The organism is Enterococcus sp. DIV1375a, assembly GCF_051712205.1.
Taxonomy (GTDB): domain Bacteria; phylum Bacillota; class Bacilli; order Lactobacillales; family Enterococcaceae; genus Enterococcus; species Enterococcus faecalis.
Genome location: NZ_JBIOOM010000001.1, coordinates 403,090 through 427,983, shown reverse-complemented (window position 1 = coordinate 427,983; position 24,894 = coordinate 403,090). Strand labels below are relative to the sequence as shown.

General features: G+C 37.5%; 24 protein-coding genes and 1 pseudogene. 6 read left to right on the top strand and 19 right to left on the bottom strand.

Features of this window, described 5'->3' with window-relative positions; translation table 11 throughout:
• Positions 1 to 161 precede the first annotated feature (161 nt).
• Positions 162 to 476, top strand: coding sequence for a DUF1827 family protein (locus tag IGJ63_RS02165; RefSeq protein WP_438745871.1), 315 nt, complete (start codon positions 162 to 164; stop codon positions 474 to 476).
• 41 nt (positions 477 to 517) lie between these two features.
• Here the strand turns inward: IGJ63_RS02165 and IGJ63_RS02160 are convergent.
• The 6 genes and pseudogenes from IGJ63_RS02160 to IGJ63_RS02135 all read right to left on the bottom strand — a co-directional run bounded on the left by IGJ63_RS02160 (position 518) and on the right by IGJ63_RS02135 (position 7,454).
• Positions 518 to 1,589: pseudogene (locus IGJ63_RS02160) on the bottom strand (hypothetical protein).
• A gap of 66 nt (positions 1,590 to 1,655) precedes the next feature.
• Positions 1,656 to 2,303, bottom strand: a complete 648-nt coding sequence (locus IGJ63_RS02155; protein WP_002368017.1) for a DUF421 domain-containing protein — start codon at positions 2,301 to 2,303, stop codon at positions 1,656 to 1,658.
• A 15-nt stretch (positions 2,304 to 2,318) separates the two neighbouring features.
• Positions 2,319 to 2,762, bottom strand: coding sequence for a DUF3290 domain-containing protein (locus tag IGJ63_RS02150; RefSeq protein WP_002355544.1), 444 nt, complete (start codon positions 2,760 to 2,762; stop codon positions 2,319 to 2,321).
• A 175-nt stretch (positions 2,763 to 2,937) separates the two neighbouring features.
• Positions 2,938 to 4,512 (bottom strand): peptide chain release factor 3, encoded by a 1,575-nt coding sequence (locus IGJ63_RS02145; RefSeq protein WP_101731837.1) that lies wholly within the window; start codon positions 4,510 to 4,512, stop codon positions 2,938 to 2,940.
• A 173-nt stretch (positions 4,513 to 4,685) separates the two neighbouring features.
• Positions 4,686 to 6,065: a hemolysin family protein gene (locus IGJ63_RS02140; protein ID WP_002363168.1), complete on the bottom strand. Its 1,380-nt coding sequence runs from the start codon at positions 6,063 to 6,065 to the stop codon at positions 4,686 to 4,688.
• Positions 6,066 to 6,239: 174 nt separating this feature from the next.
• Entirely contained in the window at positions 6,240 to 7,454 is a 1,215-nt protein-coding gene (locus IGJ63_RS02135; protein WP_002384914.1) for an AI-2E family transporter, read from the bottom strand.
• 75 nt (positions 7,455 to 7,529) lie between these two features.
• On the opposite strand from IGJ63_RS02135, the gene IGJ63_RS02130 reads away from it, so the two are divergent.
• Positions 7,530 to 7,961 carry a GNAT family N-acetyltransferase gene (locus IGJ63_RS02130; protein WP_438745869.1) on the top strand — a complete coding sequence of 144 codons (432 nt, stop codon included), beginning with the start codon at positions 7,530 to 7,532 and terminating at the stop codon, positions 7,959 to 7,961.
• 87 nt (positions 7,962 to 8,048) lie between these two features.
• Here the strand turns inward: IGJ63_RS02130 and bph are convergent, their stop codons facing one another.
• From bph to pfkB, 5 genes are all read right to left on the bottom strand, one after another.
• Complete coding sequence (gene bph, locus IGJ63_RS02125; protein WP_002355538.1) at positions 8,049 to 8,582, bottom strand: biofilm phosphatase Bph; 534 nt, start codon at positions 8,580 to 8,582, stop codon at positions 8,049 to 8,051.
• A gap of 188 nt (positions 8,583 to 8,770) precedes the next feature.
• A complete protein-coding gene (gene lacD, locus IGJ63_RS02120; RefSeq protein WP_002419981.1) occupies positions 8,771 to 9,748 on the bottom strand; it encodes a tagatose-bisphosphate aldolase in 978 nt (325 codons plus the stop codon).
• Entirely contained in the window at positions 9,745 to 10,206 is a 462-nt protein-coding gene (locus IGJ63_RS02115; RefSeq protein WP_002382981.1) for a fructose PTS transporter subunit IIA, read from the bottom strand. The genes lacD and IGJ63_RS02115 overlap by 4 nt, the downstream gene beginning before the upstream one ends.
• Before the next feature lie 26 nt (positions 10,207 to 10,232).
• Positions 10,233 to 11,651, bottom strand: coding sequence for a PTS fructose transporter subunit IIC (locus IGJ63_RS02110; RefSeq protein ID WP_002355535.1), 1,419 nt, complete (start codon positions 11,649 to 11,651; stop codon positions 10,233 to 10,235).
• A gap of 4 nt (positions 11,652 to 11,655) precedes the next feature.
• On the bottom strand, positions 11,656 to 12,582 hold the full coding sequence (gene pfkB / locus IGJ63_RS02105) for a 1-phosphofructokinase (protein ID WP_025194201.1): 927 nt from the start codon (positions 12,580 to 12,582) through the stop codon (positions 11,656 to 11,658).
• A gap of 178 nt (positions 12,583 to 12,760) precedes the next feature.
• Here pfkB and IGJ63_RS02100 point away from each other — a divergent pair, with 178 nt between their 5' ends.
• Positions 12,761 to 13,507, top strand: a complete 747-nt coding sequence (locus IGJ63_RS02100; protein ID WP_002363162.1) for a MurR/RpiR family transcriptional regulator — start codon at positions 12,761 to 12,763, stop codon at positions 13,505 to 13,507.
• A gap of 192 nt (positions 13,508 to 13,699) precedes the next feature.
• On the opposite strand, the gene trmB is transcribed toward IGJ63_RS02100, so the two are convergent.
• From trmB to IGJ63_RS02080, 4 genes are all read right to left on the bottom strand, one after another.
• Entirely contained in the window at positions 13,700 to 14,344 is a 645-nt protein-coding gene (gene trmB / locus IGJ63_RS02095; protein ID WP_002355532.1) for a tRNA (guanosine(46)-N7)-methyltransferase TrmB, read from the bottom strand.
• A 72-nt stretch (positions 14,345 to 14,416) separates the two neighbouring features.
• Positions 14,417 to 15,196 carry a phosphotransferase family protein gene (locus IGJ63_RS02090; protein ID WP_002355531.1) on the bottom strand — a complete coding sequence of 260 codons (780 nt, stop codon included), beginning with the start codon at positions 15,194 to 15,196 and terminating at the stop codon, positions 14,417 to 14,419.
• A 128-nt stretch (positions 15,197 to 15,324) separates the two neighbouring features.
• A complete protein-coding gene (locus IGJ63_RS02085; protein ID WP_101732162.1) occupies positions 15,325 to 16,536 on the bottom strand; it encodes an ABC transporter permease in 1,212 nt (403 codons plus the stop codon).
• A gap of 1 nt (position 16,537) precedes the next feature.
• Complete coding sequence (locus IGJ63_RS02080; protein WP_101732163.1) at positions 16,538 to 17,275, bottom strand: ABC transporter ATP-binding protein; 738 nt, start codon at positions 17,273 to 17,275, stop codon at positions 16,538 to 16,540.
• A gap of 215 nt (positions 17,276 to 17,490) precedes the next feature.
• Between IGJ63_RS02080 and IGJ63_RS02075 the strand changes: the two genes are divergently transcribed.
• The 3 genes from IGJ63_RS02075 to IGJ63_RS02065 all read left to right on the top strand — a co-directional run bounded on the left by IGJ63_RS02075 (position 17,491) and on the right by IGJ63_RS02065 (position 19,453).
• On the top strand, positions 17,491 to 17,916 hold the full coding sequence (locus IGJ63_RS02075) for an HIT family protein (protein ID WP_002355527.1): 426 nt from the start codon (positions 17,491 to 17,493) through the stop codon (positions 17,914 to 17,916).
• Positions 17,917 to 18,261 carry a YtxH domain-containing protein gene (locus tag IGJ63_RS02070; protein ID WP_002419979.1) on the top strand — a complete coding sequence of 115 codons (345 nt, stop codon included), beginning with the start codon at positions 17,917 to 17,919 and terminating at the stop codon, positions 18,259 to 18,261.
• Positions 18,262 to 18,424: 163 nt separating this feature from the next.
• A complete protein-coding gene (locus IGJ63_RS02065) occupies positions 18,425 to 19,453 on the top strand; it encodes a peptidylprolyl isomerase (protein WP_101732164.1) in 1,029 nt (342 codons plus the stop codon).
• Between the two features lie 39 nt (positions 19,454 to 19,492).
• Here the strand turns inward: IGJ63_RS02065 and IGJ63_RS02060 are convergent, their stop codons facing one another.
• The 4 genes from IGJ63_RS02060 to IGJ63_RS02045 form a co-directional block, all read right to left on the bottom strand.
• Complete coding sequence (locus tag IGJ63_RS02060; RefSeq protein ID WP_002379105.1) at positions 19,493 to 20,437, bottom strand: 3'-5' exoribonuclease YhaM family protein; 945 nt, start codon at positions 20,435 to 20,437, stop codon at positions 19,493 to 19,495.
• Positions 20,434 to 23,145: an ATP-binding protein gene (locus tag IGJ63_RS02055; RefSeq protein ID WP_438745864.1), complete on the bottom strand. Its 2,712-nt coding sequence runs from the start codon at positions 23,143 to 23,145 to the stop codon at positions 20,434 to 20,436. Before IGJ63_RS02055 ends, IGJ63_RS02060 begins: the two co-directional genes overlap by 4 nt.
• A complete protein-coding gene (locus IGJ63_RS02050; RefSeq protein ID WP_438745862.1) occupies positions 23,142 to 24,377 on the bottom strand; it encodes a metallophosphoesterase family protein in 1,236 nt (411 codons plus the stop codon). The genes IGJ63_RS02055 and IGJ63_RS02050 overlap by 4 nt, the downstream gene beginning before the upstream one ends.
• A 155-nt stretch (positions 24,378 to 24,532) precedes the next feature.
• A complete protein-coding gene (locus IGJ63_RS02045; RefSeq protein ID WP_002355518.1) occupies positions 24,533 to 24,874 on the bottom strand; it encodes a YlbF family regulator in 342 nt (113 codons plus the stop codon).
• Between the last annotated feature and the right edge of the window lie 20 nt (positions 24,875 to 24,894).

Here is a 24,894-nt window from a genome sequence, read left to right as displayed (position 1 = left end):
CGGATTTTTTTATGCTTTTCACTTTTTATTTTCATCAAAAAAAACTATAATAGAAGAAAGATATTCGTATACTTGTTCCTCATAGAAAAAATTCAATCTGGAACTCCTGTACATAATTGGAAACGCTCTTTTGCAGCACACAACTATAATGAGGTGATAAAATGAAATTAGTGAATGTGACCAATAGCTACAAACAATTAGTAAATAAACAATTGGAAAACACGGATGCTTACTTTGTAAAAGTCTACTCAGCAGGAAACACGACCGCTGTCTATTCAGAAGCAGCTCACCATGTGGAAGTTCTGATTATGAATAAAAATCGTCGCATTCGTCCGACAGAAGTAAAAGAAATTTTAGCAAAACTGTTGAAACGATTACCTAAAGAGGCTTATGACCCAGATGAAATTTCTATCATTGAATTAAACCATGTGACCGAAGTGTCTGTTCCATTAAAAGTTTCCCTCATAGAAAACTAAACAAACTGCCGAAGTTTCCCCACTTCGGCAGTTTGTTTTATTTATTGTGACGTTATTTTTTTTACAAGACTTTGATAATTTTCCGACCAGGCTTCCTCATTTGTCGGACTGACTAATTTATTTTCCTCGATTGCTTTTTTTTCTTAAGTCATCCACTTCTTTTTTGAAATTTTCTCCCGATTTTTGAGCATAATCTTTAGAAAAATATTTTGATTGGCGAGAATAAGCCTTCAGTTTCGCATCTTTAATCTCTTCTTCTGTATCTGCAAAATATTCATCATAACGAAGATCGGTTATTTTCCCTGAATCTTTTAACGTAATAACAGTTAAACGTCCAGAAAGCCCCTCTCCAAAATCTTCTGTTAGACTTGTATAATGTTCTTTTGAGGGTTCTTTGATTTCCTTAGCTAAAGCCCTAGCAGCAGGAAGATAGCCATTATTAGCGCTATTGGATTGACCTTTGGCTGTCTGGAAGGCACCATCTAGACGATTTTCAGCAACCATTTGATTTTCTAAAAAAGTCATCGTATTAACAACGGTCACTAACGATTGATCGGTTCGGGCGTTGTTCGCTTGAAAATTTGCATAGCCGGATAAACGTTTTGTCACTCCTGCCCATTCTTCAGAATAATAGTTTTTAGGTCCACGTTCATCAAATTCCACTAACTGAATTTGTTGATCCTTAACAACGACATCAATTAAAGCCGTATAGCCGCCATCAAACACGACTTCATGATGATAATAATCCCCTTGAACTTCTCCGATTTCTGGACGACCTGACCAATACATCTTCTGGGCTTTTTCTTCTGGGCTAATTCCTGATTGTCCATTATTAGCTTCTACTGTAGCGCCAGAAACAGCATCAACTTCAAAGGTATGTCCATTACGCTCATAACTCACTTTGGCAACACTCTCTTTCGATTGATTATTCGTGTTTGCCTGCTCCTCCTGCTTTACAGAAGTGGCATTAGTGGCTTCCGAGGCACCACTCGTTACTTGGCCTGCTTCTGTTTCAGTACTTTCTTTCATTTTTTCAGTTCGTTGATCTGGTTGGCACTCCATTAAAACAATCATTGAACAAAATAACCCGACAACTATCTTTTTAGTTTTCATTTTTCCTCCTTTTAAAGCTCATTGAATTACCATTCAATTCTAATATAAGTAGGATAAAAAGTATAGCTAAGCAATCGTTTTTTCTTCATATGGCGATAAACTTAACTGCCCAGATAAATACTCACCTAGATAGATTTCCTGTAATCTTTGGAATCCTTGTTCTTGGATTTGCGTTAATAGCCAGTGCTCATCCTTTTTGATTAACTCTAGGACATCCATGTTGGCTTGACCGTCCACAATAATCGGGTAACGAATACTTTCATCGCCATATTCGACGATTGTTAATTGACCATTTTGTTCTAAAACCGCCCGTTTAACAAGCTGGACTTCATAAATACCATTTGCTCGTAATTTAAACATCAGATCATTTGCAGAAATACCATTTTTCAAACATTCCTTCACCACAACCTGTCCATCCTTGATTAAAGTAATGGGTTTACCATCCACAATTTGCTTCACATAGCGATTGTGTTCTTTTGCAAATTTTAAAATTAAGACTAATAATGTCCACAAAATTAACACTAATACAAATTGAAGCACCGTAATTGAATCATTATAAATAACACCACCAATAATGCCCCCCAATACATAGTTTTGCACTTGGTCCATGGCCGATGTGGGCGCCAAATTGCCTTTTCCCATCAAATTAATTTGGACAATTAAACAAATAATACCTAAAGCAAATTTAATAATAATTGGACTATAAAACTGCATTAATTTTCCCTCACTTTACTTTATTATTTCAATCGTTGGTGTTAATAAATACGTTTCTTGTAACGTATAAGACTGCTGATCCGTACTTAAACTCATTTTATAAAACACTTCGTCAATTTTAACTATGGTTCCGTCAGCCAATTGTGTACCATTGACATAAACTTTTTCTGGAGAAACCTTTTTTTCCTGTGCCACTTGTTCGACAAAATGTACCATTTGTGAAGATTGTGAATGCTGATTTTGGTTCAGTTGATAATTGGAATATTGAACCCCTAAAACAAATAATAATGATAAAAAAATAATAATACTTAATTCACGATATTTCGTTTGAATTTGATGTCGCACATAAAAACTAAACACAATGACTAGCCCGATTAACAAAGCAAAAATAAAAAAATACTTTAAGTAATCATTTAAATTAGATTGGCTTTTTAAATACTCGATGCCATAAAAGTTCATGTTCTTGTCCACTCCTTGATAGGTTAGTTATAATAAGTATTCTATCTCAAAAAAAATAATCACGCCTGCTTTAGTGCCTTATAAGAAGAAAAAGCTCAGCGCAATCATCTTGAGAATGATTGCGCCGAGCTTCAATCTTCTAAAGATTCAGCTACTGATTGATTACAAATTAATTTTACATCAAACTTTTCAGTTCAACATCTGGATATTTATCCGCAAACCAGCGTTCCGCAAATTGGTTTTCAAATAAGAACAATGGTTGGTCGAAGCGGTCCCGTGCCAAAATGTTTCGGCTAGAGCTCATGCGTTCATCTAAATCTTCTGGATTAATCCAGCGGGCAATTTTAGAACCCATTGGCGTCATTACTACTTCAGCATTGTATTCATTGGACATTCGGTATTGGAAAACTTCAAACTGCAATTGACCTACGGCGCCAATGATATATTCTTCCGTTAAATATGTTTTATATAATTGAATGGCTCCTTCTTGAACCAGTTGGTAAATTCCTTTATGGAAAGATTTTTGTTTCATCACGTTTTTGGCAGTTACTTTCATGAATAATTCAGGGGTAAATGACGGCAACTCTTCATATTGAACATTCATTTTCCCTTCATACAAAGTATCACCAATTTGGTAATTTCCTGTGTCATACACGCCGATAATATCGCCTGCAACAGCTTCTGTGACGTTTTCGCGGGCATCCGCCATAAATTGCGTCACGTTACTTAATTTGACTTTTTTGCCTGTTCTACCTAAAGTCACGTCCATGCCTCTCTCAAAAACACCTGAACAAATTCGAACAAAGGCAATTCGATCACGATGGGCTGGGTTCATATTCGCTTGAATTTTAAAGACAAAGCCTGAAAATTCTTTTTCGTAAGGACTTACTTCGCCACCCTCTTCTGTTTTATGCGCATGTGGCGCAGGCGCAAATTGTAAGAAGGTTTCTAAAAATGTTTGAATCCCAAAGTTTGTCAAAGCAGAACCGAAGAAGACTGGCGTTTGATCACCACGAGCGATTTTTTCCTCGCTAAATTCATCGCCTGCTTCTACCAATAACTCAACATCTTCCAACACTTGTTGATAAACGCTGTTATTGTGCAATGGTAAATCGCTTGGGATATCGCCATCTTTTAAAGGAATAAAACGCTCCCCGCCATTATTTTCTGGACGATATAATTCCACACGTTCATTATAAATATCGTATAGACCTTCTAGGCCTTTTCCCATACCAATTGGCCAGTTCATTGGATAAGATTCAATATCCAATAGTTCTTCCAATTCTTCTAAAAGTTCCAATGGTTCCCGTCCATCACGGTCCAATTTGTTAATAAAGGTAAAAATTGGAATACCACGTTTTTTAACAACTTGGAAAAGTTTTTTCGTTTGTGCTTCAATCCCTTTGGCACTGTCAATAACCATCACAGCACTATCCACGGCCATTAAGGTCCGATACGTATCCTCTGAGAAATCCTCATGCCCTGGGGTGTCCAAGATATTAATCCGTTTATCTTGATAGTCAAATTGCATCACAGAACTCGTTACCGAAATTCCCCGTTGTTTTTCAATTTCCATCCAGTCAGATTTGGCAAAGTTCCCTGTTTTTTTCCCTTTGACTGTTCCAGCTTGGCGGATGGCGCCCCCAAATAATAATAATTGTTCAGTAATCGTTGTTTTCCCAGCATCCGGATGGGAAATAATCGCAAACGTACGGCGACTATCGACTGCTTCTTTTTGATTGATCGTCATAAAAATCTCCTTATCACTTGTGATGTTTATTTATTTATTTTCTTCAGCATAATTTTTGATTAACCTTTGCTAGTATATCATGTCAAGCCTTGAGAATAAAGAGCTGCTGTTGGCTGTTTTTTAAAAGGAAAACCTGCGACATTAGTCAAAACGACTGATGTCACAGGTTATTTTTAACGTCTTGGTTCGTCATCTTCCATTTCTTTACGGAAAAAACGACGATTTTCTTCTGGTTCTTCATCGACAGTTTCTTCATCGTAGAAATGAACGCGTAAGACTAGCAAACGTGTGCCTTCCATTTCTTCAGCAGTTAACTTAATATTGCCCACTTCAAAAGAAGGTTTTTCCCCTTCATCAGGAATGGTTCCTAATGCTGTGATTAAGTAACCTGCCATTGTATCAACATCGCTCATGTGTAAATCTGTTTCAAATACTTCATTAAATTCGTCAATTAACATGCGCCCTTGAACCAAATATTCATTGTCGGCCACTTGTGTATATAAATTTTCTACTTCATCTGTTTCATCGTCAATTTCACCAACGATTTCTTCTAGTAAATCTTCCAGTGTTGCTAAACCGACAACACCGCCATATTCATCTAGTAAAATCGCCATTTGGTTTTGTGTTCGTTTTAACTCATAAAGTAAATCATCAATAAAAATGGTTTCTGGGACAAATAATGGTTCTTGGATGATTGCGCCTAATTCAATGTTTTCAAAGCCTAAATTACGTGCAGCTTTTAGTAACGTTTTGGTATGTAAAATACCAACAATTTTATCTTTGTCTTCACTATAAACAGGAATTCGAGAATAATTTTCTCCTAAAATTAAATTGATGTTTTCTTGGACATCATCTTGGATATCAACCATGAATGCGTCTGTCCGAGGAACCATTACTTCTCGTGCCACTTTTGTATCTAATGAAAAGACACCTTGTAACATTTCTAGTTCTTCGTTTTCCAAAACACCTTCTGTTTCAAGCATGTAGCGCATTTCATCTCGTGTCATCTTCGAATCGGCATCATCGAAAGTCATTGGTGTGATTTTGGATAATAAATCGGTCGAAGCCGATAGCAACCAAACGAAGGGACGCGCGATAACTCCTAAAAAGCGGACTGCACCAGAAGTCAATTGAGCGACTTCTTCTGATTTATTCATGGCAATTCGTTTAGGATATAATTCACCAAATACAATGGAAACGTACGTTAACAACGCTAAGATAATGATACTGGCAAGACTCTTAGCTGCGGCGCCGCCACCTAATACAGGGGCCAAACGACTAGATAAAGTCTCTGCTAATGAAGCACCAGATAGGATATTAACCAAAGTAATCCCTACTTGGATTGTGGATAAAAAGTTATTGGGGTCTTGCAATACCTTAAGCAATTTTTGAGCTTTTGCGTCGCCGTCTTCCGCTTTTTGTTCCACACGATTCTTGTTAACAGATACGACTGCAATTTCCGCCGCTGCCAAAAAGGCATTGATAAACGTCAACACGACTAATAATAGAAGTTGCGCAATTAGCGACTGACTCTCAGGGTCAGCATTATTCATAATGTTCTCTCTCTCCTTAATTGTTGATAATTCCGAGGCTGTACTTTCGTACTCTTTTAACGTTCTTCCTCTTTTTATGGTTAGGCTTAGAAACAGACACAATCAGTATTATGACAGGTTATTTTCTATCCTAATCCATAAAATCATAGCACGAAAGATTAGCGGATTCAATCATTAACCGTTATTTTCTTTCGTATTTGTTTCATTCCCTAAAAGAACGGCATTGGTAACTTTTTCACTACGACCCGCTTTGACCATATCAATAACATAGTAGATAATGGTCCGGCAGATTGCGTAAAATGGGACACCGAGGAAAATACCTAGCAAACCTGCTAAATTTCCTGCTACCAATAAAATTAAAATAATCGTTAACGGATGGATTTTTAGAGATTTTCCGATAACGTTTGGATAAATAATATTTCCGTCCAATTGTTGAACCACTAGCACCACTAAACAACATAAGGCTGCTTTGACGGGTTCATTAAAGATGGTCACTAAGACAGCGGGCGCTAATCCTAGATAAGGGCCTAGATAGGGAATCAAATTCGTAAAGCCGGCAATGACACCAAATAAAAAGGCATAACGAACGCCAAGCAATGAATACCCAATAATCGTAAATGTACCGACAAATAAACATTCAATCGCTTGTCCACTAATATAACTGGATAAGGTTTGGTTCAATTGTCCTAAAAGATCCACAATATCATCTTTTCTTTTCTCAGGTAAAAAGCGTTGGATCGCTGGTACTAGCTTATCTCCATCTTTTAACATATAAAATAAAATAAATGGCGCAGTGACCAAAACAATAGTGGTTGACGCCACCGTTGATACGATTGAACCTAAGCTACTTGATAAACTACTTAAAAATTGTTGGATAATATTTGCATAAGAAATATCCATTTTTTCAATATAGCTTGTTAAATCAATTTGTTTAAAAATAGGTAACTCCGCAATCTCATAAATCCAGGTCTCCACTTGTTTAAAGAAATCCGGCATACTTGATGCTAAACTAGCTAGCTGATCTGCCAACTTAGGGATAATTGTTAATAAAATCAGAACTAATGCGATGATTAGTAATAAAAATACCAGTAAGACGGCATAAATTCGTTTCATTTTCGTCTTCATTAGTAGATTGACCACAGGATTTAGTAAATAATACAAAAAGCCTGCTACTAAGACTGGGGCAAACAACGTTGAAAAGAATGTCCCAATCGGTGCAAATAAGAAATTAATTTTCGAAGCAATAAATAATAGCATGGCCACGACAAGTAATTCAACTGACCAGAAAAATAATTTCGATTCTTTAAATCGATTAATCACAGCGGCTCCTCCTTTATTTTTATTCAATTGTTGCTGTTTTATTTTATCACACCTTCCCCCCTCAGTCATTGAGAATGCTTCATTTCTAGAACTTTTTCGTGGTATAATAAAATAGAAACAGATTCTGAACTTGGGGGTTTTTCTATGCATGTAGCTCAAACAAAAGATACCATGAGTGATCTTTATTTAGATGCTGTCCGGCTTCGTCAACGCGTATTCGTAGCGGAACAAGGGGTACCAGAAGAGATGGAAATCGATGAATATGAAGCACGTTGTATTCACTTTGTTTTGTACACGGATCATGTAGCTGTCGCAACTTGTCGCTTGCTTCCACTAGAAAATGGCGTTATGAAATTACAACGAATGGCCGTTGAAAAAGCTTACCGTGGCGCCGACTATGGACGAGTGATTATGGAAGCGGCGGAAACTTTTGCCAAAGAACAAGGCTACCACAAGATTACTCTAGGAGCACAAGTCACCGCTGTAGGCTTCTATGAACGTTTAGGTTACCAAAAAACAGGAGCACCTTTTTTGGATGCTGGCATTGAACACTACGAAATGAATAAAGAACTATAACACCAATTAAATCGGAAAATTTAGAGCTTGGAGCATTAGCCATTTTGGCTAATGCTCCAAGCTCCTTTTGTGGGCTGTTTACATCGGCTATTTTTTTGATAGCTGTTGATAACGTTGATACCAGATATCTACATATTCGGGCGAGAAGGGGCCTTTTTCGTTATTAATCCAATCCACTAAAGTCTTGACATTTTCTTTTAAAATGAAGTCAATATCTTCTGGATAATCCATTAGTTTGCTATGAAATTCATATTCATCAACGTCTAGTAAACGTTTTTCACCATCTGGAAAAACCTTGATATCTAAATCATAATCAATATACTTCAATGCTTCGTCATCTAAAACATATGGCGAAGCCAGATTGCAGTAATACGAAACCCCCTTTTCTCTAATCATTGCTATTATATTGAACCAATATTTCTTGTGAAAATAAACAATGGCTGGTTCACGAGTCACCCACCGACGTCCGTCGGATTCCGTTACTAACGTGTGATCGTTCACACCAATTAAAGAATACTCGCTCGTTTTTAGTACCATCGTATCACGCCACGTTCGATGTAAATGTCCGTCATGTTTATAACTCTGAATGGTTACAAACTCGCCTTCTTTAGGAATTCCCATAATACCCCAACTTTCCCCAAATAAAGTAAAGCACTGTTACTTTTTGGGTGTTCATACATCGATATCAAAATAATTATATCATATCTTTTGAGTTTGCGTACATTGAGTTCACTTAAAGAAGACGATTTCTGAAAAAATTTAATTCAGATGACCAAATAGTTTAAATTCAGTAAATATTTTCAGCTTAATTACTGTATTTTTTCAAAGACTGATACTGCGCTCTCTCTTAAAACCTGATTCAATTCTTCAACATTTGTTTTACCAGTTGTTTCAAGCCACGCAACGGCTGCTTCAGAACCTTGTTGAACAAATGGAAGCACGCCGTCTGCCCAAGTTGCGCGACCACATAAGACTCCATTAAACGAGGAACCTGCTTTTTTTGCAAATTTCAATGTTTCCTGAAACATCGCAGCACTAACCCCTGCACTCAAGAAAATAAATGGAAGTTGTGTTGCTTCACTTTGCATGTTGAAAAAGGCCTGCGCTTCATCTTGGCTATAAAGACTTTCAGTGCCAAAACCTTCTACAAAATTCATATTCACAGGGACTTCTACTTTTAAAACATCAACATTATAGCGATCCTTTGAAAATTCTTTCATCGCTTCAATTACTTTGTGCGGTTTTACTTTAGCGTATTCTTTTGAATCACTATCCGAATTGTTTGCATCATAAGAGACAATTTCTAAAAAGAATGGAATTTCTTCGGCTAAACACTCTGAACCAATCCGTTCTATATAAGCTTTCTTTCGTTCATTGATTGCTTCACTTTCGTCAACATCGTAATAAAGTAAAAATTTACACGCGTCTGCGCCCGCTTCTTTTAAACGCTTAACCGACCAAACATCAAGACTATCGGGTAACCGTCCTGGTGTCGAAGCATCGTAGCCCGTTTTTTCATACGCAAGTAACAAACCTGAAGTTTGTGCTCGATTTTCAGCAGCAGCTAGGCCATATTCTGGATCCAACAAAATTGCTGAAGTCTCTGGTGTTAAGCAACGAGATACTAATACTTTAAAGTCACTGATTTCTTGCGCAGTCACCTCTTTGTATTTTCCCATCATGCGTTTTAAGGCCCCACGTTGATCAATGGCTAGTGCGCCAATAATCCCTTGATCATCTACCAGATTTTCTAAATGTTTACGTTTTTGTTCACTAATTTTTTTCATTCTGTTTCCTCTCCTAATTGATTATTTAGTAACGTAGCAATTTCAGCTGGCGAACTTGCTTGTTTCAGTCCAGAAGTAACTTCTTCTCTTAATAGGAGGCGCGCAACGGAAGAGAGTAATTTCAAATGTGTCGTGCCAGCTTCGGCATCTGGAATAAACAGCGCAATCACAAACTCCGTTAATTGGTTGTCAAGGCTCTGCCACTCAACACCTTGGTCCAAGGTAACGATGATAATGGCCGCTTGTTGAATCGTTGCTGCTTTTGCATGAGGTATCGCAAATCCATTCATCATCCCCGTTGTTCCTTCTTGTTCTCGCTCGTTCAGTTTATCGAAAACTTCCTGTGCGTCCTGAGCAACTTCCAATTCTGTTGATTTTTTTGCTAAAAAGTGAAAAACATCCTCTTGCGTTTGTAACTGTTGATTTAAAAAAATATGATTTTCTTTAATAAAAGCCATTCCATTCACTCCTAATTCCTGTTATTTCATTTTTTTGATAACGATTGCTCTTGTTTGGCGATTCTACTTTTTTGTACAAAACCTAGCAATAAACCGCCTACCAATGAACCAGCTAAAATTGCCAGAACCCATTGAACAGCGTGAGTAACAACTGGTAAAACAAGAAATCCTCCATGAGGTGCTGGCACTTGTACCCCAAACATATACGTTAGGACTGCCGCAATTGAAGATCCGAGCATCATAATTGGTAAAACCTTCAATGGGTCTTTTGCCGCAAATGGAATAGCGCCTTCTGTAATATGTGTGGAGCCTAAAATAAAGTTCACTAGCCCCGCATTGCGTTCATTTGTGTCAAAGTATTTTCCAAAGAATAATGTAGCAAAACCTGTAATTAAAGGTGGCGCTATGCAGGCAGCAGAAACTCCTGCCATAAAAGAAGTATTTCCTTGAGCTAAGAGTGCCGTTCCAGTAACATAGGCCGCTTTATTAACTGGACCTCCCATATCAAAGGCACACATACAACCCACAATTATTCCTAAAACCAACGGACTGGAGTTTTGGAAACTAGCTAAAAAGCTCATCATTCCTTCGTTAACAGCTTTCATCGGATCTGCTAGTAAAGACATAGTGATACCAATAACTGCAACGCCAATGACTGGATAAAGGAAAATTGCTTTTAAACCATCTAATGATTTAGGCAAACCTTTAAATACTCTTTGTAATAAAAGAATGAAATACCCAGCAAGGAAACCAGATAATATCCCTCCTAAAAAGCCAGTACCACCAGTGTTAGCAATCAAACCACCGACAAAGCCCACAACCAAACCAGGTCGTTTCGCAATCCCCTCTGCGATATACGCAGATAAGATTGGCACCATCATGCCCATTGAGGCATCACCAATACTTTTTAACATAGCAGCGGTAGCATTATACTGACTACTTTCTGGATCAAATGAATAAATACCCCAAATAGCAAAAGAAAGAGCAATTAAAACGCCGCCTGCTACTACAAACGGCAACATGTGAGAAACGCCATTCATTAAGTTTTTATAAATACTATGTCCAACATTTCCTGAAGAAATTTGTGTCTCCTGTTCAAGTTCGTCCACTGCTTGGTTTTCGGCCGCAATCGATCCTTTGCCTGCGAGTGCTTCTTCAATTAAGCGATCTGCTTCTTTAATCCCCACACTGACAGGGACATCAATAATTCGTTTCCCAGCAAAACGTTCTGCTTGAACGTCTTTGTCGGCGGCAATAATGACTGCCTCCGCTCCTTGGATTTCTGCAGGTGTTAACTCGTTTTCTATACCAATCTGACCATGTGTTTCAACCTTAATCGTAATACCTTTACGTTTCGCAGCTTGTTCCAATGCCTCCTGTGCCATATACGTGTGCGCTATTCCCGTCGGACAACCTGTAGCAGCTATTAATTGATACGTAGCCATCTGTTTATTCCTCCTCTTGAATCTTTATTTGTTGCTCTAACTCCTGAACATCTGAAAAATCTGTCAATCCTTTGCGAAATGCTGTTGAACTACCTGCTGCAATACTTCTTTTTAAATTTTTTTCCAATGAAAGTCCTTGATGCCAGCCAGCTAAAAAGGTACCTAACATTGCATCCCCTGAACAAGCTGTATTCACAACCATTCCAGTTGGTGAATTACCTGAAAGAACCTTTTCATTATTTATAAATAAAGCCCCTTCACTACCTAAAGAAAGTAAAATATTTTTGGCTCCCCGCTTCAGTAATTCTTGTCCATAAAAAATGTAATCGTCCTTAGTCTGCACTTCTGTATGAAACCACTCTTGAAGTTCTTCTTCATTTGGTTTCAATAAAAATGGTTGATAAGGCAAACAATCTAAAATTTCTTCATAACTACTGTCTAAAATTAAGAACACCTGCTTTTCAAAACAAATTCGGCTAATTTCAATCAAAATACTTGGCGAAACCCCTTGTGGTAAACTTCCTGATACGCACAAATAATCCCCTTTACGTAACTCTGAAATTTTTTTCAAAAAACGTTGTACATGTTCTTCAGATAATTTTGGTCCTTTATTGACTAATTTGTATTCCTTTTGATCTTGGGTAACTTTTGTAAACACATTGATTCTCGTTGTGCCAGTGACTTCGATAAAATCAGTGGTTATCTCTTTTTCTTTTAAATAATCTTCGACATAGTTCCCAGTGAAACCAGCTTTGACTCCCAAAGCGGTATTATCAATCCCTAACATCTTTAAAATTAGGGAAACATTGACTCCTTTCCCGTTTGCTTGAATATCATCTTCCTTCGTGCGATTCACGACAAAAGGAACTAGCTCTTCTGTTTCGATAAATAAATCAATGGCTAAATTTAATGTACATGTATAAATGGTCACTGTAGTTCCTCCTTTCTCCTCTTTATTATGTCTCAAAATACCATGTAAAGGTTTTCATTCTTTCGCAAAAATATAGAAAACATTTACAATTTCATAATTCCTCTAGCTTTTTTATTTTTTTTCATTAAAAATAGGCTTATAAATGTTTTTTTAGTGAAAGAAAGAAGGGCTGGCCATTATGGAACAAAAATTGAGTGAGTCAGAGCAATATCTCTGGCATTTTATCGAAACACATATTTTAGAAATCCCTGATTATTCCATTGTAAAATTAAGCGAACGAGCCAACGTATCAACTGCGACGATTGTAAGAACCATGAAAAAGAAAGGCTATGAAGGTTTCACATCCTTCAAGCATCACTTGAAAGATAAAGAAAACCAAAATATAAATTTTTCAGCATTAGAAAAAGTAGACCGAGGAATTCGGACAGCCATTTTAAAGAATGAAGAAGAAGTAACTCGTACGATTAACATGATTGAAATTGGTAATATCGAAGATGCGATCCAAAAAATCAAGGCTTCTCGACGGATTATTATCTTTGCTAGAGGTTTTTCAGAATTAATTGCTCAGGAAATGATGGTTAAGTTTCAATTGGCTGGCAAATACTGTGAGCTGCATACGGACCCAGAAATTATTAAAAATATTAGTAAAAAGTTATCAAAAAAAGATGTGGCTCTTTTTGTTTCTTTAAACGGAGAAACTCAAGAATTAGTTGTCGCTGGTAAAAACTGTTACGACTCAGAAATTGGGACTATCCTTTTAACTGCAAGCAAACACTCTAGTTTAATGAAATATATTGAAATTCCGTTCGTGGGTTTCAAATCAGAAGGCTCCTTTTTCCCCGATTATGAAGTGCGTTCACGATTACCACTATCCATTCTGGCAAGAATTTTATTGGATGCCTATGCTCTAAGAACGACAACTTAGGCTTTCTTAAATAATAAAAAGAGCGTGGGACAAAAATCACTTTGGATTTTTGCTCCACGCTCAAAAACTGATAAACGGCGGGAACAGAACCAACTCCTTCGGAAATAAGCCGAAATTCTCCAAAAATTAAAGAGCAATTTTTGGAAATTTCTTCTTATTTCTCGGAGCTAAACGGTTCTGTCCCGACCTCTTTTATTTTGCAACAAAACGTGCTTCTACTCGATAAATTCGTTGACCACGACTAGAAAATTTTTCTTCGTATTCTGTCATAATGTTGCCTTCAAACTCGCTATTATGCAAATCTAGCCATACACGTTCAATAATCATGCCATATTTAGAAAAGCTACTTAATGAGTATTCGAAGAGCCCTTGATTATCCGTTTTAAAATGAATTTCTCCATTTGGTTTTAAAATAATTTCATCTGTCGCTAAAAAGTTTTTATACGTTAAACGACGTTTTTCATGTTTTTTCTTTGGCCAAGGATCTGAAAAATTTAAATAGATTAAATCTACTTCATTTTCAGCAAAATATTCTGTTAATGCTTCGCCGTCTACTCGCAATAACTGTAGATTAGGTAACGGCTCGGCCACTAGCTTATCTAATGCAATCGATAAAATACTTAATTGCATATCGATACCAATATAATTAATTTCAGGATGTGCTTTAGCCATTTCATAAATAAAACGACCTTTACCTGAACCAATTTCAATGTGGATGGGATGATTATTGCCAAAACGTTCTTGCCATTTCCCTTGCCATTTTTCAGGACCTTCTACCACATATTGTGGATATTTTGCCATATATTCTGCTGCTCCGGGTCTATTTCTTACACGCATATTTAAAATTCCTTTCTTTTAAAAACAGACTGGTGAAATTCGCCAGCCTGTGTGGATGTTAAATGAATTAGTTTAACTACTAAACATTCGTTTTAATTGTAAAATTTCTGCAGTCATTGCTCTTCTTTCGCCCTCTTGGTGATGACGAACAATCTCTTGTAAAAAGCTAAATAAACCATACCAATAAATTCGTTGAACTGTACTTTCATTAGGAATTAAACCATAAGATAGTAACCATTGATTCCAACCGGAACGAGGCACATAATGACTCAAAATCATTCCTAAATCTACCGCTGGGTCCGCGACCATCACAGAATCCCAATCTACTAAATAGAGATAATTATTCGAGACTAACCAATTCCGATGATTCACATCGCCGTGGACAGCCACATAGCTAGTTTCTGGATATTCTGGTAAATGATTATATAAATAAGTGATTACTTCTTTTAAATAACTGTTTCGTTTTAATTCTTTAGGTAGTTGACGCTTATACTCTTTCAACATTGTTAGCGGGGTACAAACTTCGCCACCAATTTTTTTCAACATGTCTTTCAGCAAATTAGAATGATGCAATTGGTATAACACGTCAATCACGTCATTGCGTTTGCCAATTTCGTCCGCATGTAATAAACGTCCTTCCAGCCATTCTTGGGCTGTTAGTACGTCGCCATTCGCTGTCCGCTTTGTCCAAATCATCTTCGGGGCTAACCCTTCTTTAGACAATGCTGCAAGAAGTGGAGAAGTGTTTCGTTTAATGAACACTTTCTCTGTTTCTTTTATTCCCATGTATGTTTGACCAGTTGCGCCCTTTATCGGCTGCAGACGCCAGTCTTTATCCAACTGAAATTCCATGGAAATTATCTCCTATCTCAACACAATTTTATTGCAATTTTTACAGCAATTACCATTTTAGTCGCCAAACCTTGCTTCGTCAAGCTTCTATGTGGTTCTTTTGTAAATTTTGCTGGGTTTTCTCATCTTTATAACTTATTCAAGCGCATTGGAACATACATTTCAGTGAAAATCACAACTTCTACAATTAAGGCACCCAGAATGAGCAAGCTATTTTGCAAATTGCCTAAACGAAGGCAGACAATCCCACCAAAAATAATGGCCGCAACAGACAATGCGCCGCCAATTAACCGGCGAATTGCTGCTTGTTTTTTTTCTATTGAAATTGGATATAGCTGTGTCATCACCATATAATCAAATTGCGTGTACATGGGAATCAACTGGAACCCGATTAAATAGACAAACAATAAAGCAACTACCAACGCAATCCAGAATTCTTGTAAAAAGAAGAGTAGCACGCCACCAACCAAAATCAAGCGAAACAATAGGCCACTATATTCGCTACCTCGTAAAAAGCTCCGAATGAATAAGTAAGCATACGTGTTCTCAGATGTTTTTTTGACTACTCCGAGGAGAGGATCTAAGTATTTACGACGTTTTACTGTACTACTCACTTCAGGAATATCTGTAAACAACTGAATGAATTTATAAATTCTATGCATTCTGTTTTGTTCTTTTTGGATCATTTTTTCCCAATCCAAGAAACTCTGTTTCATCTTATTTTGCCAAATACTCGATAAACAAACGGCCAGAATGATGCTACCAATCACACCAACCCAAGGCGTCCAGTAAATGGCTCCCGTCATAATCAAGAGACTACTGATCAACCAAACGAACCACCAACTACGGTAAGTGGTTGACGAAAGATGATAGAGCCCGTAGCTTTGTAAACTAAGATGTGTATAAATCATACAAACTAGCATGACCAAAAATAAAAAGAAGGTTTGAAACGACCAACCCGTTGTGACTACAATCAACGGCATCAATAGGCCACTTCCTAGAAAGCTGACCACAATCGGTAAAATTAAAGAGTAGCGCAGCGCCCGTTTCAGATAAGCAGCGAATTGTTTTTCTTTTGGTAATAAAAACACCTTGTCGGGCTCTTCTGTCAAAGTAGCCAACTTACCAACTTGAATGAGTAGCAACCAGCTCAACAGAATTAACGGTCTGCCCCAAACAAAATCACGAGGTAATTCTTTTAACAACTGGGAATAGTACAGACCTAATCCGCCTAATAAAAACATACAGACTAAAACAAAATGATCATTTAAAATATAGCGCAAGTACTTGGACATTTTTTTGAAATGCCGTGACAAACGTTGACTAAAAAATTCGCCCATGTTACCCCACCTTTTCTTCCTTCGTCAAGGCAAGATAAATATCATCTAAAGAAGACTCTGGTAAATTAAATTCTGCACGTAATTCAGCCATTGTACCGTTTGCCCGTAATTTTCCTTCGTGTAGCACCACAAAGCGATCACAATATTTTTCAGCTGTTGCTAAAATATGCGTGGACATTAAAATCGCTGCCCCTTGCTTACGCATCGCATCCATTAATTCTAATAAAGCATGAATTGCTAAAGGATCTAAGCCTAGAAAAGGTTCATCAATAATATATAAACTCGGTTCAATTAAGAATGCACAAAGTACCATGACTTTTTGTTTCATGCCTTTTGAAAAATTAGCAGGAAACCATTCCAATTTATTGTCTAAACGGAACGTTTTTAGTAATGGTTCTGCTCGTTTGAACGCTTCTTCTAATGGAATATCATAAGCCAAGGCCGTTACTTCGATATGCTCTTTCAATGTTAATTCTTCATATAAAGAAGGTGTTTCCGGAATATACCCGATTTTTTTACGATATTCTTCAGGGGCTTGTTGCAATGTTTCCCCGTCAATCATAATTTTGCCTTTTTGCGGCGTAAGTAACCCAATAATATTTTTGATGGTGGTACTTTTCCCCGCACCATTCAAGCCGATTAAACCAACCATTTCACCAGACTTGACGTCAAAATTAATATCTTTTAAGACAGGAATATGGCCGTAACCTCCTGTTAAATGTTCAATTGTTAAGCTCATTTCTTTTGCCTCCAACCTTTTCTCTCTACCATTATTAAACCCTAAGCGAACCAAGAATTCAAAAATTACTCCCTTAATTAAATGGATTTTTTTCTTTCTCTTATTATACACGAAATGAAACGAACTTTTTAGCGAACTCACGTACTTTTTCATCCACAGAGAAATCAACTTGTGGTAAAGTAAAGGAAAGAACCTAGAGAAAAGAGGAATTTTTCATGAATGATTGTATTTTTTGTAAAATTATCAACGGCGAAATCCCAAGTTATAAAGTCTATGAAGACGAGAAAGTCTACGCGTTTTTAGACATTACACAAGTGACCAAAGGGCATACCTTAATGATTCCAAAACAACATGTTGCTGATATTTTTGAATATAATGACGTTTTAGCAAGCGACGTCTTTGCTCGTATTCCTAAAGTAGCACGAGCATTAGAAAAAGCTTTTCCAGAAATGGAAGGATTAAACATTTTAAATAACAATAAGGAAGTGGCTTATCAATCCGTTTTCCATTCCCACGTTCATTTGATTCCCCGTTATTCAAAAGAAGATGATTTCTCTATTCATTTTGGCAACCATCAAGAGGACTATTCCGCCGAAGCGATGCAAGAAATTGCTGAAACCATTGCAAAGCAGGTGAACTAAATGAAAAAATTTATTAAAGGTCTCTTTTTTGGCGCAGCTGCTGGTACCATTGGCGGATTGTTGGCTGCTCCAAGAAGCGGGAAAGAAACACGTCAACATTTAATCAATGAGCTAGAGGACTATCGTTCACTGAAAAATCAAGTCATGAATGACTGGGATCAGGTGCAACGAAATTTGGCAGTTGTCGAAGAAAACGTACCACTGGCAACTGAATTTTCAAAAGACCTGCAACAAGAAATCACTGATTTCAAATTCCAATCGGAACCTCGGATTGCTCAAATTAAAGAACAAATTGCCAAAATCACGGCTGAATTACCTGACACACAAACTAACAAGCAAAAGTAAAGTCTTTGATGTTAATTATTTCTTTTGTTATTAAAAAAATAAAAAGTGTGACGTAAATACGAATTTTGTTTGAAACTATGCCTGAGACTCTTTCTTTTTCAAAATGAGGTATGGTATAGTTATAACAGAAATAAAACTAAAAAAAACAGGAGTGCATAAGAGAATGAAGAAAAAACTAATCTTAGCTGCAGCGGGCGCAATGGCCGTTTTTAGTTTAGCAGCGTGTTCAAGCGGTTCAAAAGATATCGCAACAATGAAAGGTTCAACAATTACTGTTGATGATTTTTATAACCAAATTAAAGGGCAAAGTACTAGCCAACAAGCGTTTAGCCAAATGGTTATCTATAAAGTCTTTGAAGATAAATATGGTAATAAAGTCACTGATAAAGATGTTCAAAAGAAATTTGATGATGCTAAAGAACAAATGGAAGCACAAGGTGCAAAATTCACTGATGCTTTAAAACAATACGGCTTAACTGAAAAAGATTTCAAAAAACAATTAAAACAAACTGCTGCTTTCCAAGAAGGTATGAAAGCACATCTTAAAATTACAGATGAAGACTTAAAAACAGCTTGGGCAAGCTTCCATCCAGAAGTAGAAGCACAAATTATCCAAGTTGCTTCAGAAGATGATGCAAAAGCTGTCAAGAAAGAAATCACTGACGGCGGCGATTTCGCAAAAATTGCCAAAGACAAATCAACCGATGCTGCAACGAAAAAAGACGGCGGTAAAATTAAATTTGATTCACAATCAACAACTGTTCCTGCCGAAGTTAAAGAAGCAGCCTTCAAACTAAAAGATGGCGAAGTATCAGAACCAATTGCTGCAACAAACGCACAAACGTACCAAACAACTTACTATGTAGTGAAAATGACGAAAAACAAAGCAAAAGGCAATGACATGAAACCTTATGAAAAAGAGATCAAGAAAATTGCTGAAGAGACAAAATTAGCCGATCAAACATTCCAAGCAAAAGTTATTAGTGACGAATTAAAAGCGGCCAATGTGAAAATTAAAGATGATGCCTTCAAGAACGCTTTAGCAGACTACATGCAAACTGAATCTTCAAGCGCTTCTTCAGAGAAAAAAGAATCAAAATCAAGTGATTCTAAAACAAGTGATACCAAAACAAGCGACTCTGAAAAAGCAACAGATTCTTCAAGCAAAACAACAGAATCTTCTTCTAAATAAGTATAAAAAAGAGAGTGGTCGATTGACCACTCCCTTTTTTTATTTATCTTTTGGAACATAGAAACTGCGGTTATCTAAACCAAAGATTCGTTCCGTATACTCCCCAGGCTGTGTTTGACGAATGGCCCCTAGCATCATTTGAATGGACGCATCCATGGTATCAATTTGATGTAAGATTTCCGCTTCCATAATTCTTGGTCGCACAGGTGAGCCATATTCCAACAATCCATGGTGGGCTAAGACCATGTGCCGAAGAATGACAACGTCTTCTTCTCGATCATCAATTTTTAAAGCCAAACACGCCTTGGTAATTTCCTCATCCACCAAAACTAAATGACCAATTAAGTTCCCTGCCACCGTATATTCTGTCGTAATAGCGCCAGATAACTCTAAAACTTTTCCTAAGTCATGTAAAATAATCCCCGCGTATAATAGTGACGTGTTAATTTCAGGATATTCCTTAGCAATTGCTTTGCCTAGGCGCAACATTGAGACAGTGTGGTAAGCTAAGCCATTCGCAAAAGCATGATGGTTCCGTTTGGCTGCAGGAAATTCATAAAATTCTTGTTGGTATTTCGTCATGAGATAGCGCACAATACGATTCCAGTGAGCATTGGTAATCTCAAAAATTACTTGATTGATTTCCTCGACCATCTCTTCTTTTTTCAAAGGCGCTCGTTCCATATATAAACTTGGCTGGCTTGGTTCCTCTGCTGTCGCTAAACGCATGTGTAAAATTTTTACTTGGGGTTTGTTTTGATAAACTTCTCGTTTCCCATTCAGTAAAACAACGTTTCCCGCAGTAAATCGTGTAATTTCATCCTCAGAGGCGTCCCAATATTTTCCGTCAATCGTACCAGATGTGTCTTGAAAGGTAAAGGCAATAAACTTTTTCCCATTTTTAGCTACACGCACATCGGCATTTTTAATTAGAACAAATGATTCAAAAAGTTCTTCTACTGTTAATTCACGTAATTTTTTCACTTGACGCTTCCTCCTTCTAACGCAATTACTCTTTGTTGTAAGTCCTGATAATAGCTTACCATTTCTTGGTCAGAAGAAAAACAAATGACTTGCTGTTTTTGACCAAACTTAGTAAATAATTCAGCTAATTGGGCTTTTCTTTGATGATCATAGTGTAACCAGCCATCATCAATGATAATTGGACAAATCAGTTGCTCGCCTTGGACTGCTAAAAAAGCAAAACGAACAGCCATCATCAATTGATCTTTAGTGCCAGTTGATAATTCATGTAAATAAAACATTTCTTGCTCTTTCGTTACCGCAACTAGTTGACCTTCGGCTACTTGGATTGATTGATAACGCTGATTTGTTAAAAGTGCAAAGTAGCTTGATGCATACTGTAATAAGCTGGGCAATTGTTGTTCCGAAAGCTCTGTTAATAGGTCCATTAACAGTTGTCCCGCTAGTTGATACCCAGACCAACGTTGAGCTAGTTCTTTGATTTCCGCTTTTAAAATTGCTTGTCGTTGATACAACTCATCTAAGGTACCATCCGTCATTAATTGTTGTTTTTCATAAATCAACGCTTGATACTGTTCTTGTATTTTATTTAACTGACTTTCTTCCAGTGCTTGTTGCTGCGCCAGTTGTAAAGAACGGTCTTTTAACGTTGACTCTGTTACCGCTTCTGGAAACAGATTGCCTAATTGTGTCGCTAATTCTTGCCCACGACCAACTTGAGCTTGCTGAGTCGTCAGCTGTTGAATCCTCATTGGAACATCAGCGATTGATAGAATCCGATAACGAATTAGTAAAGGCTGAATTCGTGTTAACGCTTCTTGCTGTTTAGTTTTCAACTCTCGTAACTGCTGTTTGAGATAGCCATCTGCTTGATACTCCTGAGCAAAGCGAACTTTCTCCATTTCTTCAGCAAATCCTTCTAAAAAGTGTAACTTTTCGGAAAGGCTCTTTCCTTGTAAGGGTAACTGCGTCATCAATGGGAAGACTTGTTCTTCAAATACTTGGCGTTTTTGTTGATTTTCCTTCAATTGACTCATGAGTTCTTCATTTGTTTGAACAAGCAATAAATAGCGCGTAATCAATTCCCGCTGATTCATTAAAGTATCAATTTGTTGCATTTTTCCTAATTGATGGACTTGGGCTTGCTCCGCTACTGCTTGTTCAAGTTGTTCCACTTTCAGTTGTGCCTCACGTTCTTGATTCAGCGCTTGTTGGAACTGTTCATTTAAATAATCTAGTTGCGAAAGTTTCGTCTGCCATTCTTCTTTCACTTCATCTGAGGACGCTTCTTTTCTAGTGGCGTAGCCAATCCCTTCTTTTGCGATAAGACTAACTCCCACGAGAACTAGGCCCCATTTTAAAGGGCTCGGCAAAAAGAAACCCAGTAATGTAAGGAGACTTCCTGACAATAACCATAGTGGCTGACTTGTTTTCTGCGCTCTTTGAGCACGTGTCGCTTCACCAAAAAATGCAGCGTGCTCTTTTTCAAAGTCCGTTAACTGGTCTTCCAGATTTTCAATTTGAGAAGCCAAGAATGCTTTTTGTTCTTGGCCTTTTTGAAGAGCTTGCGTATACGCAACTTGTTGTTGGCGCCACTTTTGAACGGTTTCGTTGTCATAAAAAAGCTGTGGTGGTCGTTCAGGCGACCATGACCATTCGTTCTCTAAAAGGACCATTTCTTGACGATTTTGATCAAAGGTTTGGGTCATCCATTCCGATTCCGTCATCAATTGTTGCATATCATAGCGTTGATTCAACAATTGTTGAATTAATGCTTCTTGTTCTAGGTAAAAAGCATAGCCTTCTGGAACATCGAGCGCTTCTGACTGAAGAGATAACTCTTTGGTCAAACGTTGTCGTTCTTTGTCTAGGTACATATATTCTTGAAAGGTTTCTTCTAATTGCACTTGGTCTTCTTTTACTAAAACAACGTTCTCTGTTTCTTCAGGCAGCGACTGCCATTCTTCGTACAAGGGAAAGTGACGTTGCTGTTCCGCAACCTGTAACAAGCCCTGTTGCGTTTCTTTTAATTGCTGTTGCAGTGTCACTCGCTGTTGTTCTGTTTCGCGAATCGTTTCTTCTAATTGTTGAAAAGTTTGTTGCTGCGCTTCTTTCTCTTGAATTTGCTCTTTTAGTTCTTGATAAGCCGCCAACTTCTGATTGAGTAATGGCTGCTGTCCTTTACCTTTAAAGATTTTTTGTGCTTCTTTAAAGTACGCATTTCGGTAAATCAAAAGTTGTTGACTACCAGAAACACCAATGGCTAACAAGGATGTTTGCAGTTCCTCTTCTGTCAACTTGTCACTCGTAATTAATTGTTCTTGTTGGAAAGTAAAAACCTCTTGAAATAACTTTTTCGTTAGCGGATGTAACATTTGCTGTAAGGTTTTTTCATCCCCCATTTGTTGTTGATAATAAATGATTGCTTGCCCTTTATTTTTTTCTTTAAAACGCTCGACTTGAACTTCCCCAAACACAGGATGTTCCAACCACAAACGACCACCATACGAACCACCATTTTTAGGTGCGTAATCGCGTTTTCTTTTGCCCTTTGTGGGAAAACCAAACAGCATTGCTTGAATGAATTGATACAATGTGGACTTGCCAACTTCATTTGCGCCGTACAGCAATTGATTACCAGATTCAAATGTAATTTTCTGTTGTTGCCATTTTCCAAAGCCCACAATCTCTACTGCGAGTAATTTCATAGTGGGTCCTCCTGAATAGTAAAGTCTTCATTAATTTGCTCATGTGCTAGGCCCAAGCTCTCTAATCGCCACTGCTCATCCATTGAAAAAATTCCAGCAAATTCTGGATAACGTAACAATTCCTTGGTGGTATCTTCAAAAATAACTGGATCTAAGTATGTTTTTTCTAATGCCGTTAATAAGTTGGGACTAGCGGCTAAATAGATCGGTTCTTTCGTTGGTTCCTCTGCTTGCAATATTAGACGATAAACAAAAAAATCACCTTGCGTTTTTTGTAAAAGCTGCTGCTGTAAGTAGCTTAATAGTTCGCCGTTGACAATGGCTTGCACCACGGTCACATCCAAATGTTGCGTTTCTTTCAGTGTCAACGCCATCAATTGCTGTTGCTGATGCGCATGCCACTTCGTCAGCAAACTGGTTTCAAGATAAGACAAAACGCTTTGGGTGTCACGGCATTGCGCCAGAGATATTTCTTCATTCGTCCAATCTATTTCTGCGACTTTTTCAAATTGAACAGTCGCTTGATTTTGGGAAAGTGTGACCACTGCAACTCCTTGTAAAAACTGTTCTTTTTTCGTGTGCCCTTGAGGTGTTCCAGGATAAACAATTAGCGGTTGTTCACTAACAATTTGCGGTTGATGAATGTGTCCCAATGCCCAATAATTATAGCCAGTGGCTTTTAAATCCTTCCATGTAAACGGAGCATAATTTTGTTGCGCTTTCCGGCTGGTGTCTCCATGATAAATCCCAATATGAATGTCAGATTCTGCTTGTTTGATAGGAAATTCTAGTGCTTTATTTTCATCAATCCAGGGATGCTCATAACTAAACCCTGAAACAGCCACTTGTTCGCCCGCTTTCGTTTCAAAATACAGTGTCTCAACCATTTCTTTTTCAAATAAAAAGACATTGTCCGGAAAAGAAAACCAATAACGGTCTTTTTTATAGTAATCATGATTCCCAAATGTTAGAATCACAGGGATTTCTGCTTGTTTCAACTGTTCTAATGCGGCCATCAATTGGGCTTGCATTGAAATAGAGGTCTGACTTTGATGAAACGTATCTCCTGCAAAAATAACCAAGTCCACCGCTTCTCGAATGGCAACTGTTACGATGTTCATTAACAATTGTTGATTAGCTTCTCTTAAGCGCTTCGCTAAGGCTGTCGGGATCCCAGTTAACCCTTCAAAAGACCGATCCATGTGTAAATCAGCTGTATGCAATAGTTTCATCGTTTCCCCTCCTTTTCTCCTTCCTTTATCATATCATTTTCTGCCAGCTTGGTCAGTAAAAACATACGAAAATTTGTTCGTTTTTTTATTTTCAGTAAAAGAAAAACTCTGACAAATTGTCTTATAGACAACTTGTCAGAGTTCAATTACGTAAATTAATCGTTATACATATCACGCACAGGAGTCATGATAATTCGGTTTAAATCATTGACAACTAAGCTAAACGCTTGTTCTTTTTGCATTAATTCGTTGATAACTGCTGTTTCTTGCACTTTCGTTGCAATGCTTTGTGCTTTTTCAGCATCTTCATCCGTGAATTCTTCGCCGCGCATTTGTTTTTCTTGTAGTCCTTGTTGGAATCCTTGGAATTCTTTAAACAATGTGTAAGCTGCTTCGTCTGCTTTTACTTCTTCATACGCTGCTTGTAATGCTTTAAATTCGTCTAACTCACGTAGTTCACGTTCAATCTGATTGGCTGTATCATAAATGTTACTCAATGGAATCCCTCTTTTCTCAA

Bases quoted from the DNA above. Each gene is read 5' to 3' on its own strand.
- IGJ63_RS02165 (WP_438745871.1), top strand. From the start codon at position 162: ATGAAATTAGTGAATGTGACCAATAGCTACAAACAATTAGTAAATAAA.
- IGJ63_RS02155 (WP_002368017.1), bottom strand. From the start codon at position 2,303: ATGCAGTTTTATAGTCCAATTATTATTAAATTTGCTTTAGGTATTATT.
- IGJ63_RS02150 (WP_002355544.1), bottom strand. From the start codon at position 2,762: ATGAACTTTTATGGCATCGAGTATTTAAAAAGCCAATCTAATTTAAAT.
- IGJ63_RS02145 (WP_101731837.1), bottom strand. From the start codon at position 4,512: ATGACGATCAATCAAAAAGAAGCAGTCGATAGTCGCCGTACGTTTGCG.
- IGJ63_RS02140 (WP_002363168.1), bottom strand. From the start codon at position 6,065: ATGAATAATGCTGACCCTGAGAGTCAGTCGCTAATTGCGCAACTTCTA.
- IGJ63_RS02135 (WP_002384914.1), bottom strand. From the start codon at position 7,454: ATGACTGAGGGGGGAAGGTGTGATAAAATAAAACAGCAACAATTGAAT.
- IGJ63_RS02130 (WP_438745869.1), top strand. From the start codon at position 7,530: ATGCATGTAGCTCAAACAAAAGATACCATGAGTGATCTTTATTTAGAT.
- bph (WP_002355538.1), bottom strand. From the start codon at position 8,582: ATGGGAATTCCTAAAGAAGGCGAGTTTGTAACCATTCAGAGTTATAAA.
- lacD (WP_002419981.1), bottom strand. From the start codon at position 9,748: ATGAAAAAAATTAGTGAACAAAAACGTAAACATTTAGAAAATCTGGTA.
- IGJ63_RS02115 (WP_002382981.1), bottom strand. From the start codon at position 10,206: ATGGCTTTTATTAAAGAAAATCATATTTTTTTAAATCAACAGTTACAA.
- IGJ63_RS02110 (WP_002355535.1), bottom strand. From the start codon at position 11,651: ATGGCTACGTATCAATTAATAGCTGCTACAGGTTGTCCGACGGGAATA.
- IGJ63_RS02100 (WP_002363162.1), top strand. From the start codon at position 12,761: ATGGAACAAAAATTGAGTGAGTCAGAGCAATATCTCTGGCATTTTATC.
- trmB (WP_002355532.1), bottom strand. From the start codon at position 14,344: ATGCGTGTAAGAAATAGACCCGGAGCAGCAGAATATATGGCAAAATAT.
- IGJ63_RS02090 (WP_002355531.1), bottom strand. From the start codon at position 15,196: ATGGAATTTCAGTTGGATAAAGACTGGCGTCTGCAGCCGATAAAGGGC.
- IGJ63_RS02085 (WP_101732162.1), bottom strand. From the start codon at position 16,536: ATGGGCGAATTTTTTAGTCAACGTTTGTCACGGCATTTCAAAAAAATG.
- IGJ63_RS02080 (WP_101732163.1), bottom strand. From the start codon at position 17,275: ATGAGCTTAACAATTGAACATTTAACAGGAGGTTACGGCCATATTCCT.
- IGJ63_RS02075 (WP_002355527.1), top strand. From the start codon at position 17,491: ATGAATGATTGTATTTTTTGTAAAATTATCAACGGCGAAATCCCAAGT.
- IGJ63_RS02070 (WP_002419979.1), top strand. From the start codon at position 17,917: ATGAAAAAATTTATTAAAGGTCTCTTTTTTGGCGCAGCTGCTGGTACC.
- IGJ63_RS02065 (WP_101732164.1), top strand. From the start codon at position 18,425: ATGAAGAAAAAACTAATCTTAGCTGCAGCGGGCGCAATGGCCGTTTTT.
- IGJ63_RS02055 (WP_438745864.1), bottom strand. From the start codon at position 23,145: ATGAAATTACTCGCAGTAGAGATTGTGGGCTTTGGAAAATGGCAACAA.
- IGJ63_RS02050 (WP_438745862.1), bottom strand. From the start codon at position 24,377: ATGAAACTATTGCATACAGCTGATTTACACATGGATCGGTCTTTTGAA.